Origin of the sequence: Pedobacter insulae (assembly GCF_900113525.1) — a bacterium.
GTDB classification, from domain to species: Bacteria; Bacteroidota; Bacteroidia; order Sphingobacteriales; family Sphingobacteriaceae; genus Pedobacter; species Pedobacter insulae.
Map to the genome: position 1 here is coordinate 210,771 of NZ_FOPP01000005.1, position 19,523 is coordinate 230,293.

The 19,523-nt window shown below is 40.4% G+C and carries 15 protein-coding genes and 1 tRNA gene; 6 read left to right on the forward strand and 10 right to left on the reverse strand.

Annotated elements, in window-relative coordinates:
- The first annotated feature begins 16 nt into the window (after positions 1-16).
- Positions 17-1,231 carry an AGE family epimerase/isomerase gene (locus tag BM207_RS10395; protein WP_090993948.1) on the forward strand — a complete coding sequence of 405 codons (1,215 nt, stop codon included), beginning with the start codon at positions 17-19 and terminating at the stop codon, positions 1,229-1,231.
- On the opposite strand, the gene BM207_RS10400 is transcribed toward BM207_RS10395, so the two are convergent.
- Genes BM207_RS10400 through BM207_RS10415 form a run of 4 tightly spaced genes read right to left on the reverse strand, consistent with a single transcriptional unit; the run spans position 1,212 to position 8,222 of the window.
- Complete coding sequence (locus tag BM207_RS10400; protein ID WP_090993688.1) at positions 1,212-3,560, reverse strand: hypothetical protein; 2,349 nt, start codon at positions 3,558-3,560, stop codon at positions 1,212-1,214. The two genes, BM207_RS10395 and BM207_RS10400, sit on opposite strands and share 20 nt — an antisense overlap.
- A gap of 9 nt (positions 3,561-3,569) precedes the next feature.
- Complete coding sequence (locus tag BM207_RS10405; RefSeq protein ID WP_090993690.1) at positions 3,570-4,709, reverse strand: DUF4249 domain-containing protein; 1,140 nt, start codon at positions 4,707-4,709, stop codon at positions 3,570-3,572.
- A gap of 2 nt (positions 4,710-4,711) precedes the next feature.
- Entirely contained in the window at positions 4,712-7,483 is a 2,772-nt protein-coding gene (locus BM207_RS10410; RefSeq protein WP_090993692.1) for a TonB-dependent receptor, read from the reverse strand.
- A gap of 1 nt (position 7,484) precedes the next feature.
- A complete protein-coding gene (locus BM207_RS10415) occupies positions 7,485-8,222 on the reverse strand; it encodes a hypothetical protein (RefSeq protein ID WP_090993694.1) in 738 nt (245 codons plus the stop codon).
- An 80-nt stretch (positions 8,223-8,302) separates the two neighbouring features.
- Between BM207_RS10415 and BM207_RS10420 the strand changes: the two genes are divergently transcribed.
- Positions 8,303-10,954, forward strand: coding sequence for a PAS domain S-box protein (locus BM207_RS10420; protein WP_090993696.1), 2,652 nt, complete (start codon positions 8,303-8,305; stop codon positions 10,952-10,954).
- Between the two features lie 531 nt (positions 10,955-11,485).
- Positions 11,486-11,557, forward strand: a tRNA-Arg gene (locus tag BM207_RS10425).
- A gap of 221 nt (positions 11,558-11,778) precedes the next feature.
- Here BM207_RS10425 and arsB read toward each other — a convergent pair.
- Genes arsB through BM207_RS10455 form a run of 6 tightly spaced genes read right to left on the reverse strand, consistent with a single transcriptional unit; the run spans position 11,779 to position 15,894 of the window.
- Complete coding sequence (arsB, locus tag BM207_RS10430) at positions 11,779-12,855, reverse strand: ACR3 family arsenite efflux transporter (protein WP_090993698.1); 1,077 nt, start codon at positions 12,853-12,855, stop codon at positions 11,779-11,781.
- 2 nt (positions 12,856-12,857) lie between these two features.
- The gene (locus BM207_RS10435; protein WP_090993699.1) at positions 12,858-13,466 is read right to left on the reverse strand and encodes a low molecular weight phosphatase family protein; all 609 of its coding nucleotides are present in this window, start codon (positions 13,464-13,466) and stop codon (positions 12,858-12,860) included.
- 10 nt (positions 13,467-13,476) lie between these two features.
- Positions 13,477-14,607, reverse strand: coding sequence for a chromate efflux transporter (gene chrA / locus BM207_RS10440; protein WP_090993702.1), 1,131 nt, complete (start codon positions 14,605-14,607; stop codon positions 13,477-13,479).
- Positions 14,597-15,028, reverse strand: coding sequence for a DoxX family protein (locus tag BM207_RS10445; protein ID WP_090993703.1), 432 nt, complete (start codon positions 15,026-15,028; stop codon positions 14,597-14,599). The genes chrA and BM207_RS10445 overlap by 11 nt, the downstream gene beginning before the upstream one ends.
- A 12-nt stretch (positions 15,029-15,040) precedes the next feature.
- Positions 15,041-15,508: a DUF6428 family protein gene (locus BM207_RS10450; protein ID WP_090993705.1), complete on the reverse strand. Its 468-nt coding sequence runs from the start codon at positions 15,506-15,508 to the stop codon at positions 15,041-15,043.
- A gap of 56 nt (positions 15,509-15,564) precedes the next feature.
- Entirely contained in the window at positions 15,565-15,894 is a 330-nt protein-coding gene (locus tag BM207_RS10455; RefSeq protein WP_090993707.1) for an ArsR/SmtB family transcription factor, read from the reverse strand.
- A gap of 216 nt (positions 15,895-16,110) precedes the next feature.
- Here BM207_RS10455 and adhP point away from each other — a divergent pair, with 216 nt between their 5' ends.
- The 3 genes from adhP to BM207_RS10470 are packed head-to-tail and all read left to right on the forward strand — an operon-like array spanning position 16,111 to position 19,491.
- On the forward strand, positions 16,111-17,145 hold the full coding sequence (gene adhP, locus BM207_RS10460; protein WP_090993709.1) for an alcohol dehydrogenase AdhP: 1,035 nt from the start codon (positions 16,111-16,113) through the stop codon (positions 17,143-17,145).
- A gap of 18 nt (positions 17,146-17,163) precedes the next feature.
- On the forward strand, positions 17,164-18,039 hold the full coding sequence (locus tag BM207_RS10465; RefSeq protein WP_090993711.1) for a universal stress protein: 876 nt from the start codon (positions 17,164-17,166) through the stop codon (positions 18,037-18,039).
- Between the two features lie 54 nt (positions 18,040-18,093).
- A complete protein-coding gene (locus BM207_RS10470) occupies positions 18,094-19,491 on the forward strand; it encodes an MBL fold metallo-hydrolase RNA specificity domain-containing protein (RefSeq protein ID WP_090993713.1) in 1,398 nt (465 codons plus the stop codon).
- Positions 19,492-19,523: the final 32 nt, after the last annotated feature.

Sequence of the window (19,523 nt, forward strand, 5' to 3'; positions counted from 1 at the left end):
GATGTGGCTTTTAGAGATGAACGATACAAAGGAGCAATTAGCAGCGTACAGTAAAACGGTTGATAAGGAATTGGATGCCTTACTTAGTTGGTGGAAAACTTATGCAGTTGATCATGCGCAAGGCGGATTTTATGGCGAAGTTACGAACCGTAACAAAGCTATAGCTGAAGAGCCGAAAGGAATTGTGCTCAATAGCAGAATTCTGTGGACCTTCTCTGCGGCTTATCTGCTTAAGGCAAATAAAGAAGACCTGGCAATTGCTAGGCGCGCATTCGAATATCTTTCCACTTACTTTTACGACTCATTAAATGGTGGGTTTTACTGGTCGCTTTACCCCAATGGCGAGGTGTTGGATGGGAAAAAGCAAATCTACGGGCAAGCATTTGCGATTTATGGACTTTCGGAATACTATAAGGCTAGCGGAGATGGAAAAGCACTTGAAATGGCTAAAGAGACCTTTACATTAATTGAAAAACATAGTTTTGATCCCGTTCATTTGGGTTATATTGAGGCATTTGATCAAGCTTGGGGTGGGCTGAGAGACTTAAGGTTAAGCGATAAGGATTTAAATGTAGAGAAATCCATGAATACTCATCTGCATATTATAGAGGCCTATGCTAACTTATATTGTTGCTGGAAAGACGAGCATCTGCAAAAGGCTATTAAGCAGCTACTTTTTGTATTTAAGACACATATAATTATTGACGATCGATTAAGCTTGTTTTTTGCCTCCAACTGGCATCCCCAATCAACCCTCATTTCTTACGGACATGATATAGAGGCCGCATGGTTATTGCAGGAATGTGCCGAAAGCCTGGGCGATTTAGAGGAAATCACATTGTTTAAGAAAATAGCCCTTGCAATTGCAGTTGCGGTTCAAGATGGGGTGGATGTGGATGGAGGAATGTATTATGAATATGACCCTGTTGCAGGCAATACTATACGGGAAAAACACTGGTGGCCTCAGGCAGAAGCAATGGTTGGGTTTTTTAATGCCTACCAGTTAAGTGGGGATATAAGCTTTTTGCATAAATCGATAAAAAGCTGGGCCTATATTACGGCTAATTTAAAGGATAAAGAGCACGGCGAGTGGTTCTGGGGAAGATATCCCGATGGCGAATTGATGAAGGAAAACAAGGCTGGCTTTTGGAAATGCCCCTACCATAATGGAAGGGCCTGTTTAGAAATCATCCGAAGAATTAATCATTCCACTATTTTACCTCAAACCTAAACACTCCGTTTCCCGGAACACCTGTGTTAGATAAACCATTGATTACACCTATATATGTCCCAGTTTGATCGGCCGTGTAGAAGTCTAATTTGGCTATCCCTTTTTCTTTGATCAAATTGGTTGGTGACCAAAATAATAGATTTCTGAAATCAGGAAGTCGGCTGCTCTTTTTTTCTGCTGTTTCATAAGTCGGACTATAAAACTCCCGCTGCAACTGCATTCCTTCATAATCTAACACCACCGCATTCGGACTAATCTCTAATGCCGCAACATTTGGCTTATAACTGGTAAAATTAAGGATGCCATTAAACATGCCTGCTCCGTAATAATAGTAATCCCTTACAATGTCTAAGTTCTTTATCTTTCGGGGGTCTATTTCCATCACCCTATCTGTATTAAAATAAGGAGCGCCATCTACTAACACCAGTGGTTCCCCTTCTAATAGGGCAAGCTTCCCGAGTACGTTTATCACAAAACGCTTTTGGCTCCTCGTGATAAATGTTTCTCTAACGTATTCCCTTAGTACATCTTCCATCAACGTAAACCGCGTATAATCATCTAGTTTGTAAGATTTATAGGGTTTCCCATAAAATTTTATGGTATCCGTATTGATCGGTCTAAATTTTTTAAGCTGGTCTCCAACATAGATGTTCTGAACCTGCATACCAAAACTATGCTTTTGCAATTCATTTAAGAGGCTAGGGTGCAGGTTTAGGATAGGATAGGCAAAGTCACTGTATTTTTCTGTAAATGGACTTTGAACCGTAATAACTGAGGTCGTATCTATGTTAGGATTAGACTGTACAATGATCTCATTAGGGCCATAAAAATCCTTCGTGTTAAATATAAAATGACCGGTACTATCGCTCAATGTATTATAAAACTGTTGATGGGTATTAGAAATGGTTAAGTAAACCTCATTAAAATTGTTCTTCCGGATATTGCCGGTTACCAAATGGCCATTAAACTCGGGAAGGAACTTCAGCATAGGTTTTTTGTTTAAAACATCATCCCATACCATTCTCCGCCAACCTTGTGTAAGCAGTAGGTTGTCTAGCGCCCTATCCGTTTCTTTATTTGGATTTTTGAAGTAATAGTTCGGCGCTTCAATATCTCCCTTTAATTCCGAGCTTAGCCAAAAATAGCTAACTATATCACTTTGATCCATTCCTTGTAATGAATCAATTCTCCGTACGGTTATAGAAACATCGGCTTTGATGGGTTGATTTTTTTCGTCGTTTGCACTAATGGTCACACTTACTTTTTCGCGTGGTTTGTAAGCTAAATAATCCGAATATGCTGCGATCTTTAAAGCTTTTCCTGGTCTTTTAAAGTATAATCTTTCTGCTACAGCCTGGCCGTCTTCATTAAACAAGGTTAGGTGTGAAAGCCCTTCGGCGAGCTTCGTTTTATCTACTTTGAAAACAGTTGTTCCATTATTCAGCAGCGCAGTTTCGGCCAAGGCAGTTTTGTTGCCCTGATGAATAAATAACGAGACATTTTGTGCGCTGAAGTTACTATTAACCGTTAACGTCAAACTTTCATTTTCTTTTTCCTCCAGCAATAAGGCATAACCTTGCTTTTTGGCTGTCGGCAAATCTTTAATGATAATTTCCTTTTGATCAGTACTTGCAATGGCTTTGTAGGTGTGATTAGCTACTGGCGTGAATCTAAATTGTCCGATTCCATATTTGAGTGTTTGAAATCTGGCTACTGTGTCGTTTTTTTGATTGATGACTACTCCTTTGATCGCGATTCCTAGTCCACCAGCATTTACGGCTTTGAAACCCATATTGTTGGCAACGCCTTCAATTAGGTCTCCTCCTTCAGCAAAAAACTGGAGATCATTGTTTGCTGCAGTCGTCGCCGGTTTTTCCGGATCGCTCAAGGGATTGATGATGGTAATTTGTTTCTCGAAAAAATGATTTGGCCCAAAATTCTGCATCCAGTTAGTATAGGCTCTGAGCTTGAAATTGCCATTAACAGCGGTTAATGGAATATAAACAGATCCGCTTCCAATGCCATCTTTAATAGCGATTTTTGCTTGTACAATAGGCTGGTTTGTCCGGTCTAATACCTCTATATAGGCTACTTTGCTGAGATCGGAGGTTAAATTGGTGAAAGCATCTACGTTATAGATCTTAAACCACATTAACTCGCCGGTTATATATTGCTCTTTATCGGTGTGTACAAATATTTTTTCTTGAAACGTATTTTGATAATAGGCATCAAATGCATTTTGTACTTGCTGTGCTTGTTGCGCTTTTAGTGCCGTTGTTGCCGTTAGTAACAAGCAAATGAAAATCAATTTTCTATGTATCCTATTCATGATCATAATTTATTGCCAAAAAATAGGTTTTTTGACGGTTCCTCTTATCGTGCAGTCTACACAGGCCCGAGAGCTTGCTAAATGTGCGATTAAAAAGCCGGCTGGGCTGTAAATCGCCTCTATCGGCACAATTAAATTACCGGGGAATATATCCTTCTGTCTAAAGAGTGGAACCGTGTCGGGGAGCATGCAACCATATGGGTCTTTAACCTGCCATTTAGGTAAATCACTTTTCTCAATGAAGATTCGCCGTTGCTGTGTTGTTCCTGCGCTAATGTAACCTATTACTGGTTCGGATCCATCGGCTTCATTCCGGATGTTCCCTGTTAATTGTGAAGGGAGTACATCGAAAATTGAACCCAAACTCTCGGTGTTTTTCTTAAGGTTCTGCCAAAATTCATAAGTTTCTTTATTAAGTGCGTATTGCTTGACCAAAATGCTATATTTTTCGGTTAGGCGTTCCGATGAAGAAACGATATCCGTTAAAGGGCTTAAGTGAATTACATCTTTACTAAGCTTTATCGACGATCCAAGTAATATGGTGCTAGATTTTGCATTGCCCCAGCATTTAAAAATGCTCTCTTCGGGGTAACGCTCAACTGCAATTGGCCCGCCCTTCCAAATCGATGAAGAATTATATCTCGAATAAAAAATCCATGATTCTTCATATTCCCACCTGTAGTAGCGTGTATTATTAGCTGGGTCGCTAGCATTTACATATAGTTGCAGGCCCTCGGGCTTTACTACATAATTTACGCTATCTATAGGGGGTGCTACCCTTGCGTCTACAAAGTCGGAAACGTAATTAGCCCCCTTATTCGTTCTTATTTTGAGGCGGTATTTTTTATTTACGCCGAAGTTCAAAGCAGAGGTAACATACAAGCCCTTTTCTTTCTCTACCAGTGTGCGTGCTTCATTCGCTGAAGTTTCTATAATTAGGGTAGCACCCGTTTCAGGATTGATGACATTTTTGTTGGTTAAAATCACCGTTCTACTTAGTTTAATTATCGTAGAATCTAAACCGGCATTAATAAAACCCTCTACTACCAGGATGTTGCTGTTTTTTGAAGTTGTTTCTGGTGTAAATGGTTCTTTACAGCCTATTAAGCTTAATACCAGGCCCACCAAATATATATTAAAGCGCTTCATGGTTAAAATTTTATGTTATAGTTGATGAATGGGATCACTGATGCGAAAATAGATAGTTTATATCCGCTTATTACGCCACCTTCTTGGACATAATAAACTGAATACGGGTTTTTACGGCCTGTTAGGTTATAAAAACCGATGGTATAGGAGTTATGTAAACGTTGATGAACTTTATGATTTCCTTCTATGTTAAACGAAACATCGGATCTAAAGTAATCAGGGATTCGGTTAGCATTCCTGTCGGCGTAGTAAACTCTTTCACTGCCTCCATAATTAAATTTAGCGATTGGAAGTGTTATTGGCCTTCCCGTACTATAGGTTAAATTCAAAGATAGGTTATATCGATGTTTGAAACGATAGTTTCCGGTGAAGTTAAATGCATGGGGCTTATCGTAGTTTGCGGGATAATATTCACCTCGATTCACTAAAGGTCCAATGGTAATATCATCCATTTTTAATTGGGTTCTTGAGTAGGCATAGCTCATCCAGCCATTTAGCTTACCATAATTTCTTTTTATTAGAAATTCAATACCGTAGGCTTTACCCTTTGTGCTAATCAAATCAGTTTCGATGTGTTGGTTTAACACCAGATTTGCCCCGCTTCTATAATCCAGGAAATCCTTTAGTTTCTTATAATAAACTTCAACGGAGGTTTCGTAACCCTGTGTTTCGAAATTCTTATAGAGCCCTAGTGAAACCTGGTCTCCAAATTGAGGTTTAATATTGGGATCGCTCAGTTTCCAAACATCAGTAGGAGCAATAGCTGTTGTATTAGATAATAAGTGGATGTATTGTCTTAACGTATTATAAGCAGCTTTCACAGAAAGATCTGGCTTAAAGTTATATCTCGCAGACACTCTTATTTCTGGGCCTCCATAACTATTGATGAACTTGTTTTTTCCATAGGTTGTGGTGCCAAGTAGATTATCTTCTGTAATAGGCAAATTTGAAGGGTAATTGCGAATGACCTGCGGCCCCAGGTAATTATAAAATGAGTATCGCAATCCGGCATTTATTGAGAAATCATTGCTTACATCAAATTGATCTCCAATAAATATTGCGCTTTCTAATGCCTGTTCTGTAGGTACAATATCGGGAACTACAAGCGACTCATTTCCGAGTGGCGTAAAATTACCAGGACTGAGTTTATAATGAATCGAAGATATGCCAAAGTTCAATGTATGTTTAGAGTTCAAAGCATATACCATGTCATATTTCAAGGTGCTTTGATTAATGTTGAAGTTTAACTTATAGGCATTTACTTGGTTAACATCGCTTTTTATGTTATACTCATAAAAATCGGAAGCAAGTGTAAGCGCTCCATTGAGCTTTTGATTGATGGAATGTTTCCATTTAAGAGAAACATTGCGATTGTTATAATTATAATTGGTATCGCTGTTCAGTTTAAAATTGTCTTTACTATAGTAAGCTGAAAGAGAGATAGTATGTTTTTCGTTGATCTGATGATTGAGCCCTAAGTTAAAGTCATGAAAATCAGCTTTACTTTTTTCATACTCGGCCGGAAGGAGCTTCAGCATCCAGTTCGAATAGGTAGTTCTTCCTCCAAAAATAAAGGAAGTTTTGCCGCTATCAATGGGTCCTTCAATATTGAAGCGACTGGTGAGCAGGCCAATTCCAGCACTTCCAGTAATTTTACTTTTATCGCCTTCTCTATTGGTAACTTCGAGTACTGACGCTAAACGCCCACCAAATTTTTCGGGAATGGTACTTTTGTATAATTGTACGTCTTTTACAATATCTGGGTTAAATGCCGAGAAGAAGCCAAAAAAGTGGGATGGGTTGTAAACCGTTGCGTCATTTAATAGAATTAAATTCTGATCGGCTGAGCCGCCCCTTACATTAAAACCAGTACTTGCTTCGCCAACGGACTGTACGCCTGGCAATGTTAAAACCACTCTCAAAATATCCGGCTCTCCAAAAACCGCAGGAATCTTCTTGATGGTTTTCATGTCCAGCCTGTTTACTCCCATTTCTAAGCTTTTCACATTGGAAGCTTTATTGGACACTATTTTTACTTCTTTTAGGGAAACCACCTTTTCTCTCAACTCTATATTGAGTTTTCCGTCTCCATAAACAACAACCTGCCGTTTTGAATCCCGATTACCGCTTGCTTTTACATTTAGTAAGTGTGGACCATAAGGAAGACTAATGGAGTAAAGACCTTGTTCATTTGATACCGCCTTAATCTTAAAGTCGGCCGTGGATATCACCGCTCCCTCAATAGGTTCTTCAGATCTTAAGTCTTTTACGTAGCCCGCTACTATTCCGATTCCTTTTTTAAGGATATTGGATTTAATGCCGATTTCATAAATTTTATTTGGAGTAACTGCATTTAACGTCTTTTCTGTTTGATCATCTAGATCTGAATCCATTGTTTTAGCTAACTCGTTTTGGGTTGGGGGTCGTTTTATACGATCCGCATAGTAACCTTCGGCGATTTCGGCTTTGATGCTTTTATTCCTAGTTAGAAAGATATTCTTTTCGTGAATAACAAAATTGATTTCTGTGTTTTGAAAGATAGTGGTTAGTACAACATTGAGCGGCTTTCTGTCAACCTTTGCGGTGATTAATACGCTATCAACCGAGAGTTTGTCATAGTAAAAATGGAGGCCGCTTTTAGCTTCCAGACCGGCAACTACCGAACTTACTTTGGTCTGACGGTAGTCGACACTATAAAGCCCATCAGTTTGCTGCGCAGCTAATTTGAGGGTTAGAAAAAGCAGGCAGCAGATATAGAAACAGGAAAAGCGCATATTAATTAGTTAAACTTTCGTAATAGGAGGCAAGAAGAACCATGGCTTCATCGGGCTGTTTTCTAAACTTGATCTTTTTTTCTTTGAGTAGCTTTTTCAGTTCTGGTTTTTTATCTTTAAAAAAGCTTAAAAATGATTTTTCTCCGTTAATTGTTGAATATTTCTGATCTCTTTCAATATAATAGCTGGTTTTAGGAACAAAATAATAGGTTACTACTTTGTTCTGAAGAGAGAACTGCATGTTTTTTGTTCTTCTTACGTAAATCTTCGATTTACCATCGTGTATTAAATCGTAAAAGCCAGGTCTAATAACAGAGATGGTGGTGTCAATTACTTTTATATATTTAAAATGATGATCGTTAAGATAAAAATCAGAGACTTTTTCGCTAACCAGACTATACTTATTATATTTACCTAATACGGAAATCAATTTGTCTTGATATATATCGTACATCAAAGGAACGTTCTCGAATCTAAAGTCTTGATATACAACTGTGCCTGTGGAGAAAGTATTTAGATCTTGAAAATTTGCCGAACCTTCAACAACCGTGGGGTAATCGTAGAATGCCGCGCCATTGTATAAACGTGATTGTTGCTTTATAGCCGAATTGAAAAACAATTCTGTACTATAATCGGCGCTTGGATTATTAGTTTTGCTGGTCGACTGAGCAAAGTTGGAATCGAGGCAAGTTAGATGAATACAAATCAGCACTAAAGTTGCGCTTAAAGCTTTATTCATAGCTACTAAGTTACCAAAAAAAACAAACGATATTGAAAATTTTAATAAATTAGCAAAACAACATCACCTACGTTAAATTCATGCTCAGTCAGATCTCAGAAGAAGGATACAAAGCTATTTTTTACCACAGTCAGCTTGCCATGCTTATTGTTGCACCAGATAATATTTATACAATGCTGGATGTGAACGATGCCTATCTGGCTGTTACCAACACCACTCGAGCAGATTTGTTAGGGAAATCGGTGTTCGACGTTTTTCCTGCAAACCCAACCGATGAGGTTTCTAAAAACATAGAGCGTACTTATTATTCTTTTGAGCAAGCTATACTCACTAAGAAGCCACATACCATGAGTAATTATCGGTATGACATCCCTATACGCGGAACAGCCGAATTTGAAGAACGTTATTGGACAACTACCAATACCCCAATATTGGATGCTAAAGGAGAAGTGATTTATTTTATCCATTGTCCTACCAATGTGACGGAGTTTTATAAGTTGAGGGAGCGCGAGCAGGCTACTTCAGATGCGCTTAAAAAGCAGAGAAAGCAGCTTTACGCTACCTTTATGCAGGCGCCGGTGGGTATTGCCATTTTTAGAGGTCCAGATTATATCGTCGACTTGATCAATCCACCTTTATGTGAAATTTATGGGAAAACAGTTGATGAAATTTTGGGAAAATCTGTTTTTGATGTGCTTAGTCATGCGAAGGGTTTAGGTTATGAACAACTGCTCGATGAAGTGCGTTTAACTGGCATTCCTTTTAAAGCCCAAGCTTCAGCAGCGCCTTTAATGAGGAATGGAGTATTGGAAACAGTTTACCTCAATTTTGTGTACGAACCTTTTTATGAAGACGATGGGACTATTAGCGGGGTGATTGCAGTGGTAACGGAGGTAACCGAAGAAGTTCTGGCAAAACAGTTCATTGAAGAGGCTGAAGAGCGCGCACGATTGGCAGTTGATGCTGTAGACCTGGGCACTTTTGACCTTAATCTCCTTACGGGAGAGATGACTACATCTGTTTTATTTGCCAACATATTTGGTTTTGAGGAACCCGTTTCAAGAAACGCTTATATTAAAGTTTTTCATAAAGATGATTTAGCACAACGCTTGAGGGCACACGAGGAGGCATTAAAAACGGGCAGCTTATTGTATGATGCGCGCGTTATTTGGCCTGACCGAACAATTCATTGGGCCCGTATTGAAGGAAAAGTATATTATGACAGGGAACTAAAAGCAGTAAGAATTTTAGGTACGGCGATAGATATTACTGAACAGAGAAAAGCAAGAGAAGAGCAACAGAAGCTGATTACTTTGGTAGCAAACAGTGTAGATCTCATGTCTATCCTCAATATGGACGGCACCAATTCGTATATTAATGAAGCCGGGCGTAAATTGTTAGGTTTCACTACCGAGGACGAAGTATCAAAGATACCCATATCGCAATTACATACCCAAGCTGATTTTGAGTTAGTGAAAAACGAAGTATTGCCAACCGTTATGACTAAGGGCCAATGGGCAGGGCGGATGATGGTTAGGCATTTGCAAACTGGAGAGGTATTTCCGGTTTTTAACAACTGCATCCGAATTGATGACCCTGTTACGGGAGAAATTATTGGCATTGGGGCGGTGATGAGAGATCAACGGCCAGAACTTGCAGCTAAGCAGGCCTTGGCAGATAGCGAACAGCTCTTAAGAAATATTACCATGGCAGCTCCAACCGGTTTATGGATGGCGAATGATAAAGGTGAGCTTACCTATGTAAATCAGACGTGGTTAGACTGGATAGGCTTATCTTACGAATCACAGTTGGGTTACGGCTGGTTAGATTCGATGTTAGATAATGCCAGCGACAAGGTAAAGCAGAAATTTGTGAGTGCTGCCCGTCATCAAAAATTATTTGAGGTAGAATTTAGGATTGTTCATGTGGATGGAACTATCCATTGGTGTATTGCTACGGGCAAGCCGCAATACGATAATAATGGGGCTTTTACAGGCTATATTGGCGCTTGCGTAGACATTACCGAACAAAAATTATTGCAGCAGCAAAAGGACGACTTTATTGGTATCGCAAGTCACGAGCTAAAAACACCCGTAACCAGTATAAAGGCCTATACCCAAATTTTAGAGCGGATGTTGCTCAAAAAGGGAGATGAAAAAGAAGCTTCTATGATCGGTAAAATGGATGCACAAATTAATCGCTTAACCAGTTTAATCGGAGATTTATTGGATGTAACTAAAATTAACTCAGGCAAGTTGCAGTTTAACGATCGGAATTTCGAATTTAACGAACTTGTTCAAGAAATTGTGGAAGATTTACAGCGAACGACAGAACAGCATCATTTGATAGAAAATTTGGAGGATATTGGGGTTGTTTTTGGAGACAGGGAGCGTATTGGGCAGGTAATTACCAATTTAATTACCAACGCCATCAAATATTCACCCAATTCAGACCAAGTGGTTATTGGTACCAAGCTAGTGGAAAATGAAGTTGTCTTATGTGTGGAAGATTTTGGGGTGGGTATAGCTGGAGATAAGCTAAATCGTGTCTTCGAGCAGTTTTATAGAGTAAGTGGCGATATGCAGCATACCTTTCCTGGTTTAGGTTTGGGCCTCTATATCTCGGCAGAAATTGTGAAGCGCGAACACGGTCGGATTTGGGTAAATAGCGAACCTGGCAAAGGCTCGAAATTCTGCTTTGCATTGCCTATGAAGAAGAGAAGCACTAAATAGAAATTAGCTGCTTCGTTCGACTGCTTGAGCCAATACAGATGAGATACGGATAGGACAGATAGCTTCGCCTCTGCTTCGGGATTGCTTCGTGCTTTTTTCCAGATGAGTCCAATATGAGTCCAGTATGAGTCCAATATAAGTCCAACTTTTGCTATAAAAACCTGGACTTACACTAGATTCAATTTTCACTTTATTTAGATTTATCTTAAAGCAGTCTCGAAAGAGATAGGAACCTGTCCCGAACAAAAGGGGGACTAAAACTTGGGCACTTGAGGCAGAGTCGGCTAATCCGCTATAACCCTTCAAGGATAGTATGTCCTATGGTCTGCATGCTTGCACCAAGCTTTAAATATGGAAGGTTATAGTGCAGGTTGTTTTCGGGTTTTAGGGGTGGTTTATGTCTTTAAATGCGTAAAAGGCATGGAAAGGGCGAGTTAAGCAGGTTGATGAAGGCGAAAGGTGTTAAAATTTTTGTCGGGTAGTGCTTTAGCAATGTGAAGCATAATTTTATATATTTGCGGTCTCAATGCCGGTCCCGTAGTTCAACGGATAGAATAGAAGTTTCCTAAACTTTAGATATGGGTTCGATTCCCGTCGGGACCACAAAAATCATTATCAAAATGTAAAAGGCTGCAAACGTTAGCGGCCTTTTTGTTTTTACCGACCTACCAAAAGGGTGCAAAAAATATAGCAAGTCTACTTAGTTCGTTAATGGTGTTTTAGCCCTTCAGAACTTGGATAAGATCATCGTGATGTAATATACCTCTTCCATCCTTTGCCGGGCTCAAGATCTTTACGGCAACGAGTTCGTCGAAGAATCATCATCAAGATACTTTGTCAATCCCATAATATTTTCTTCGAAGCCAAAAGGCAACATTCACTAGTGCAATCAGCGCGGGGACTTCTACCAATGGACCTATTACGCCCACAAAGGCTTGCCCGCTATTGATGCCAAAAACCCCGATAGCCACGGCTATTGCCAGTTCAAAGTTATTTCCTGCCGCTGTGAACGCGATTGAAGCACTCTGCGAATAATCAGCACCCATTTTCTTTCCTGCAAAAAAACTGACAATGAACATCATAGCAAAGTAGATAAGCAGTGGAATAGCGATGCGGATTACATCAAATGGTATTTGCACGATCAATTCACCTTTCAAACTGAACATGACTACAATGGTAAATAAAAGCGCAATAAGTGTTATAGGCGAAATAAATGAAATATATTTTTCCTGGAACCATTTTTCACCCTTGAGCTTAATAAGGCCATATCGGCTAATCAGCCCGGCGGCAAAAGGCACACCAAGGTAAAGACCTACGCTTTTTGCAATTTCCGCTATGGTAATGTTCACCGATATACCATTAATCCCGAACAGGGGAGGAAGCACTGTTATAAAAAGGTAGGCATACACACTGTACAGGAGTACCTGGAAAATGCTATTAAGGGCAATAAGACCTGCTGCATATTCCCTGTTGCCCTCTGCAAGTTCATTCCATACCACCACCATGGCGATACAACGGGCTAGGCCAATAAGGATCAATCCAATCATGTATTGAGGATGATTGTGTAAAAATATGATAGAAAGCACAAACATAAGTACAGGACCAATAACCCAATTTAGGAAGAGTGAAGTGCCGAGAACTTTAGTATTTCGAAATACTTCACCCATTTTTTCATATTTGACTTTAGCCAGGGGTGGATACATCATCAGAATCAGTCCGACGGCGAGCGGAACATTGGTTGTACCGCTTGAAAATGAATTGATAAAGCCTGCCGAAGAAGGAATAAAATAACCTATTCCTACACCTAAAGCCATTGCCAAGACTATCCATAAGGTCAGATAACGGTCTAAAAAACTGAGCTTCTTACGTTCAGCAGCTGGTGCACAATTATTTGATGACATGGCTAGTTAATTTGCGAAAATACATAACACATTTCAGTTGCAATCTGCCTACTTCTTTCCTGATATTTTTCGGCCTGTTGGGGGGTATTATCAAATGATTTCGGATCATCAAAGGTTATTGGAATACGCTTTTCAGCTCCTGCTATGAAAGGACAGCCTCCATCAGCCTGGGAACAGGTCATAACGGCTGCAAATTCGCTTGTGGGGTTAAATTTGTCGTCATAAGTTTTGGAGAAGCCGATGACAGGATGCTGATTGTCGCTATATTTTATGGCATACACGGGATTGTTTCCTTCACTGATGGCCTGAATATTAAATCCCGATTGTTTCAACGTTTCGGCAACCACAGGAAACAACGCGGTTGCCTCTGTCCCACCTGAGTAACAAAAAATACTGTTAATTCCGTAATAGGCAGCAGCAGCCTGTGCCCATGCCTGGGATAGGTGGCTTCTGCGGGAATTATGCGTGCAAATGAAATTGATATTTACTTCCTGCATGTTGGTTATTTTCTCTTGTACAAAATCTATCAATGGCTGTAATGCTGCTTTACGTTCGTCACTAACATTTTGCGGTTGTAACTGCTTAATTGTTTCCGATAATGGTTGATACATATTATTATATTTAAAATTGATACAATACGAAGCCCAATATTGCCCCACCCAAAACGATGAATGCGCTATTGATCTTTTTGAACCTGAATACCACGAAAGCACTTGTCATCGCAATCGCTATCGTCCGCCAATCGGTAATGGTTTCTTTACCCATTTGAAAGCACACAGCTACTATAATGGCTATTGATGCCACATTTACCGCATCAAGGAAAGCGGAGAGCCAGCCAGATTGACGCATCCTTTTCATTAATGGATTAATTAAAGCGACCAATACAAATGAGGGAAGAAAAATGGCGATGGTGGATAATACGGCTCCAGAAACGCCATTGATTTGGTAACCGATAAAGGTTACTGACGAAAAAACCGGCCCAGGCGTAAACTGGCCTACCGCAATAGCATCCATTAACTGCTGCCTTGTGAGTAAACCAGTTGATACCAGTTCGGTATCTAAAAAAGCGAAGAGCACATAACCGCTTCCATAAAGAATAGCACCAATTTTCAAAAAAATCCAGAACAGGCGGAGATTGCTTTCCGAAAAGAAATTTGTGATGCCAATTTGCAGCAACACAAAAGCAGCAATACTTTGCAAGGAGTTTGTCCTTCGGCTTTTAACATAAAATAACAAAATAGCTAATACTCCCGCACCAAACATTAAAAAAATCTCATTCATACTAAACAAAGACAGGACCAAGACAACAATTCCCATAATTGCCAGGAATGTTGATTTGACTGATTTCCGTGCTAATGGGAAAACTGCTCCGATAATGATCGCAATAATGGCGGGTTTAATTCCATAAATAAAGGGCTGCAGCAGGGGTAGTTTTCCGTATTGGTGATAAAAGAAGGCCAATATACCTGTTATGAAAACCGCAGGTAGAATAAAACATAAACCCGCAGCCAATAAACCTCTCCAGCCGCCTTTATCGTAACCAATATGTATCGCCATTTCGGTGCTATTGGGCCCGGGGATAAGATTGGTAGCTCCCAGCAGATCCAGAAAGTGCTGCTCGCTCATCCAATTTCTTTTTATTACCACTTCCTGTTGCATCATGGCTATGTGAGCTACCGGTCCACCAAAACCAATGAAGCCAAGCTTCAGGAACAACTGGATGATTTCTTTTATATTGACTTTAACTGGCATTATTTGTCAACTTTTTATCCAATGACCAGGAGCCACCACCTTTAACCAATAAAAATAAGCTCCCCAAAAGCATGGCCCAATCGGTACGGCTTCCGTGCAGCATTTCCCAAAATCCCTGATTGGCCAATAAATCTGCTTTAGTAGTGGAAATTGCAACCAGCATAATGATGATTAGCGGAATGCTCATTAATCGGGTAAGCAGACCGAGTAAGACACAAGCTCCGCAAATAATTTCGGATACGCCCACAAAATCTCCCAGAAATTCAGGAAATGGCAATCCGATTTTCTCAAATCTGCCTGCACCCCTTAACGCGGGAAATAAAAATTTCTGGATACCTTCTGAAAGGAAAACTGCGCCCACCATTAAACGTATGAGGATGGTGGTTTTCGAATGACCTGTAGCAATGAGCCTAGAAAACATAAAGAATCAATCTTAGCAACATCCGCCCCCAGGCGTACAAACATTATTTACAGGCAGTTCCGACAAACTTTTCTTTAGTTTTTCTGATGGAATGCCACAAGCATCGTTAGCCAGGCACGCGGTAGTTTTGTTCTTCAATATAAAATGATTTCCGTTAAAATCCAAGTCATATTTGCCAATAGTGCCGTTTTGGTATTCCACTTCTATTTCGGCATCTTCCATTCCCAGTACTTTTTCTGAAAGCTTGATAATGTTCAACAATTTTCCTGCTTTTAGTCGGTGTTCAAAATCATTGGCATCCCATAACTGGAAGTTGGCTACCTTTTCATGGCGCACTGTTCCGCCGCAGTCGATAAAATCCTTAGTAATTATCCCTACTTCTGTTATGTGGAAATGTTCAGGTACGAAACCCCCATTTTCGAGTTTAAAATTTACACTTTCGGCGCTGGTAAGGATCTCTTTAATTTCAGATAGTTTCATAATTTCAGGTTTTAAAGTATTATTGCAATTTAACGATTGAATGATTTAAAAAAGGGTCAGCAACAGTCTGTTGCCCCTTTATAGGAACTCAGAAACTCTCCCAAGATTTCTCCCAATAGGCTCCATGTTTTAGGGTTGATGCAATAACAAACACTCACTCCCTCAATGGTACCTTGTATAATTCCACTTGTTTTGAGTTCTTTTAGATGTTGTGAAATTGTGGCCTGGGCCAGTCCAAGTTCATCGACCAGATCACCGCAGATGCAGGAGTTGGAGATGATAATCCTTTGCAGGATGGCAATACGGGCAGGGTGCGCAATTGCTTTTAGCAAAGTTGAAAGCTGGTTCTGCTCGTCGGTGAATATTTCTGATCTTGTAAGTCCCATAACTTGTATATTGCAATATTACGATATATAGTTAATAGTGCAAAATAAATTTGAATTTTTATTTGGACGAATGGATTTTAACTAAACTATTCTCATGAAAAGACTAATTACTAACGTAGTTCGGGATATAGAATTGCCGAACGTCATTTCTAAAAATGACCTCTGTCATTATTAAATAGCTAATATTCAACAAATTTGACAAATAAAACAATTGCCATGATACCAAAAACGATGAAAGCTGCTGTACTCCATGAGTTCGGTAAACCATTAAAGATCGAAGAAGTAGAAGTTAAAATGCCTGGCGAAAAGCAGGTCCTGATCAAAGTTATTGCCAGCGGGGTATGCCATACCGACCTACATGCCTGCATGGGCGATTGGCCAATAAAGCCAAAACTTCCGCTTATCCCAGGCCATGAGGCAGTGGGTTATGTAGTTGCATTGGGGCCTGGCGTTGAAAATGTGAAGGAAGGAGATATTGTGGGTGCTCCATGGCTTTTTAGTGCATGTGGTTGCTGTGAGTACTGCATTACAGGCTGGGAAACTTTATGCGAAAGCCAACAGAACGGTGGATATAGTGTGGATGGCGGCTATGCCGAATATGTAGTTGCAGACGCCCGGTATGTAGCAAGGTTTCCTGCTGGGATTAATTTTTCGGAAATGGCACCGATTACCTGCGCAGGGGTGACGGTTTACAAGGGTCTAAAAGAAACGGAGGCGAAACCGGGAGAATGGGTAGCCATTTCGGGAATAGGCGGACTTGGCCATCTTGCGGTCCAATATGCAAAAGCAATGGGGATGCACGTAGCCGCAATAGATGTTTCTGATGAAAAGCTGGAACTGGCCAAAAAACTTGGAGCCGATCTAACGATAAATGCAATGCAGAATGATCCGGGTCTTTTTCTTAAAGAAAAAACTGGCGGTATGCATGGTGTGCTGGTAACTGCGGTATCACCGATAGCCTTCAAACAAGCACTTACAGCACTTAGAAGAAAAGGAACGATTTCATTGAACGGACTGCCCTCAGGAAGTTTTGATCTACCGATTTTCGAAACCGTACTGAATCGTTACACAGTGAGGGGGTCTATTGTGGGTACGAGAAAAGATATGCAGGAAGCCATAGGTTTTGCAGTCGACGGCAAGGTTAAGGCAACTGTTCATACAGCCAAGCTCGAAGATATTAACGAGGTGCTTGAACAGATGAAAAAGGGAGAAATAGAAGGACGGATTGTACTTCAGATCGCCCAACCATAAACCATTAAACTCAAGATTATGAAGAATATTTTAGTAGCCACCGATTTTTCAGCGCCAGCAGAAAACGCTGCTCATTACGCCATTAAACTTGCAAAGAAGCTGGAGGCAGGTGTGACCTTGTGCAATGCCTTTAAGGTTCCTGCTGATGCGCCCATGGCAGCACAGGTTGCCTGGCCGTTGGTTGATGAAGCCGACCTAGCGTCGGAATCTGAGGGTAGTCTAAGCGAGCTTGTCAGCAAACTACAAAGCGCAAATAGTGATGAATCAGATAGTTACTCTTCGGATCTTGTATTCGAAAGTGAAAAGGGCAAGGTGTGTGACGTAGTAGCCGAGGTGGTAAAGCGCAAAAAAATCGATCTGGTGGTGATGGGAATGGCTGGTGCTGGGCAGTTCGTACAGTGGGTATTGGGGAGCAACAGTAAGCAAATGATAGATGATGCAGATTTCCCCGTACTCTACGTACCCTATTCTGCTAAATTCCGGAACATTACAAAAATTGCCTTTACCACCGATTTGTCGAGTGATGACGTCGAACCTTTACAATTTCTATGCGCTATGGCAAAAGATCTGGAAGCGGAAATCGTGGTATACAATATCACTAGTTTTGAAAGGCAAAAGCTGGTTGAGGACGAGGGGCGTGATAAGCTTTTTTTTAAAAATGTTGTCTCGAAGTTAGATTATGAAAAAATCAGCTATGAAAATATCTGGCATTCGGATTTGGATGAAGGATTTAGGTGGATCAGGAATAACAAGGAGATAGATATGATCGCTATGGTTCACCACCAACACAGGCTGATCGATAAACTAGTAAATGGTAGTTACGCCCATAAGCTTTCAAGGTTTACGGAAATACCGTTGCTAATCTTTCAGCCATGCGAGAAGATCTATAAATGATATGAGGTCTCGCCAGTTCCTTAGCTAAACTGAGCCAATTTTAACGAAAAAATAATGAAAGCAGTAATTCTTGAATCGCTGGGTGCCGCAGAAACGGTAACAGGCTCTAAACACCTGCTCAGAACACCTGAAGTGGATATATTAATAGACTGCGGTCTTTTTCAAGGCATGAAATCCCTGCGAGAACAAAACTGGGTCCCTCTAGGAACTGATGCCCACATGATTGATGTGATGCTATTGACCCACGCTCACCTTGATCATTGTGGATATATTCCGTTGTTGGTAAAATATGGATTTAAGGGGAAAATCTATATGTCGAAGCCCACCATGGAGCTGGCACAGTTAATATTGCTTGATAGCGCCAAGTTACAGGAAGAAGAAGCTGAAAATGCCAATAGGCACAATTACACCAGACATAAACCAGCAAAACCCCTATATACAGTAGGGGAGGCAAAGGCTTCTTTCAGGTATTTTGTTGAAATTCAAGAAAATATACCCTTCAAGCTCAGCGAAAACTGTTGGTGTACCTTTAGATTAGCTGGTCACATTCTTGGCGCATGTTCGATCCTGATTGACTGTTATGGTAAAAAGATCTTGTTTTCAGGCGATATTGGTAAAAGCCATAGCGAAATATTACCTGCACCAGATTATTTTACTCAGGCTGATTACGTAATCATGGAATCGACTTACGGGGACAGGTTGCATGGAGAGCTCGATGCGTATAGTGAAATAGCCACTCACATCAACCATACGATAGATAATGGCGGAAATGTGATCATTCCCAGCTTTGCGGTGGGAAGGGCGCAGGAACTGTTGTACATTCTTCATGTGCTCAAAGCACAGGGACGGATCGCAAATGATATTCCAGTTATTTTAGATAGTCCGATGAGCGCTGCTGCTACAGAAATCTCAACCCGATTTGCTGATGATTATCTAAAGGTTGGTCAATCGGAATGGACACAACTTTTGGATCATGTCAGGATCAATAAAGAATATAGTGGCACAGCACGCCTGGTTAACGACAGAAGAAGCAAAATTATTGTAGCTGCAAGTGGAATGCTAACGGGAGGAAGGGTGCTGGAATATCTGAAGCACGATATTGGCAAGGCGACTTCAACGATATTGTTGATTGGTTTTCAGGCTGAGGGTACGCGCGGAAGGTCATTGCTGAACCAAGCACACGAACTAAAGATACATGGAAAATATTATCAGGTCAAAGCAAAAACAGTAGAGGTATTAGGCTTATCTGCACATGCGGATCAATCTGGATTGCTCACCTGGCTGAGAAAAATAAATGGATTTCCCAAACTGGTTATGCTGGTACATGGAGAACCCTGTGCATTGGAAGCTCTTAGGGTGAAGATTAATTATGAATTGAATATCGATGTTAAAATAATGAAGCAACACCAACAGGTAATTTTATTTTCTCCTGAAGATATTGACGGACTTTAGCAAATCCAACTGATGAGGGAATGCTTTTCCAT

Coding starts and splice junctions, on each gene's coding strand:
- BM207_RS10410 (WP_090993692.1), bottom strand. CDS start 7,483: ATGCGCTTTTCCTGTTTCTATATCTGCTGCCTGCTTTTTCTAACCCTC.
- adhP (WP_090993709.1), top strand. CDS start 16,111: ATGATACCAAAAACGATGAAAGCTGCTGTACTCCATGAGTTCGGTAAA.
- BM207_RS10435 (WP_090993699.1), bottom strand. CDS start 13,466: ATGTATCAACCATTATCGGAAACAATTAAGCAGTTACAACCGCAAAAT.
- BM207_RS10405 (WP_090993690.1), bottom strand. CDS start 4,709: ATGAAGCGCTTTAATATATATTTGGTGGGCCTGGTATTAAGCTTAATA.
- BM207_RS10445 (WP_090993703.1), bottom strand. CDS start 15,028: ATGTTTTCTAGGCTCATTGCTACAGGTCATTCGAAAACCACCATCCTC.
- BM207_RS10470 (WP_090993713.1), top strand. CDS start 18,094: ATGAAAGCAGTAATTCTTGAATCGCTGGGTGCCGCAGAAACGGTAACA.
- BM207_RS10395 (WP_090993948.1), top strand. CDS start 17: ATGAACGATACAAAGGAGCAATTAGCAGCGTACAGTAAAACGGTTGAT.
- BM207_RS10400 (WP_090993688.1), bottom strand. CDS start 3,560: ATGAATAGGATACATAGAAAATTGATTTTCATTTGCTTGTTACTAACG.
- BM207_RS10465 (WP_090993711.1), top strand. CDS start 17,164: ATGAAGAATATTTTAGTAGCCACCGATTTTTCAGCGCCAGCAGAAAAC.
- BM207_RS10415 (WP_090993694.1), bottom strand. CDS start 8,222: ATGAATAAAGCTTTAAGCGCAACTTTAGTGCTGATTTGTATTCATCTA.
- chrA (WP_090993702.1), bottom strand. CDS start 14,607: ATGCCAGTTAAAGTCAATATAAAAGAAATCATCCAGTTGTTCCTGAAG.
- BM207_RS10450 (WP_090993705.1), bottom strand. CDS start 15,508: ATGAAACTATCTGAAATTAAAGAGATCCTTACCAGCGCCGAAAGTGTA.
- BM207_RS10420 (WP_090993696.1), top strand. CDS start 8,303: ATGCTCAGTCAGATCTCAGAAGAAGGATACAAAGCTATTTTTTACCAC.
- BM207_RS10455 (WP_090993707.1), bottom strand. CDS start 15,894: ATGGGACTTACAAGATCAGAAATATTCACCGACGAGCAGAACCAGCTT.
- arsB (WP_090993698.1), bottom strand. CDS start 12,855: ATGTCATCAAATAATTGTGCACCAGCTGCTGAACGTAAGAAGCTCAGT.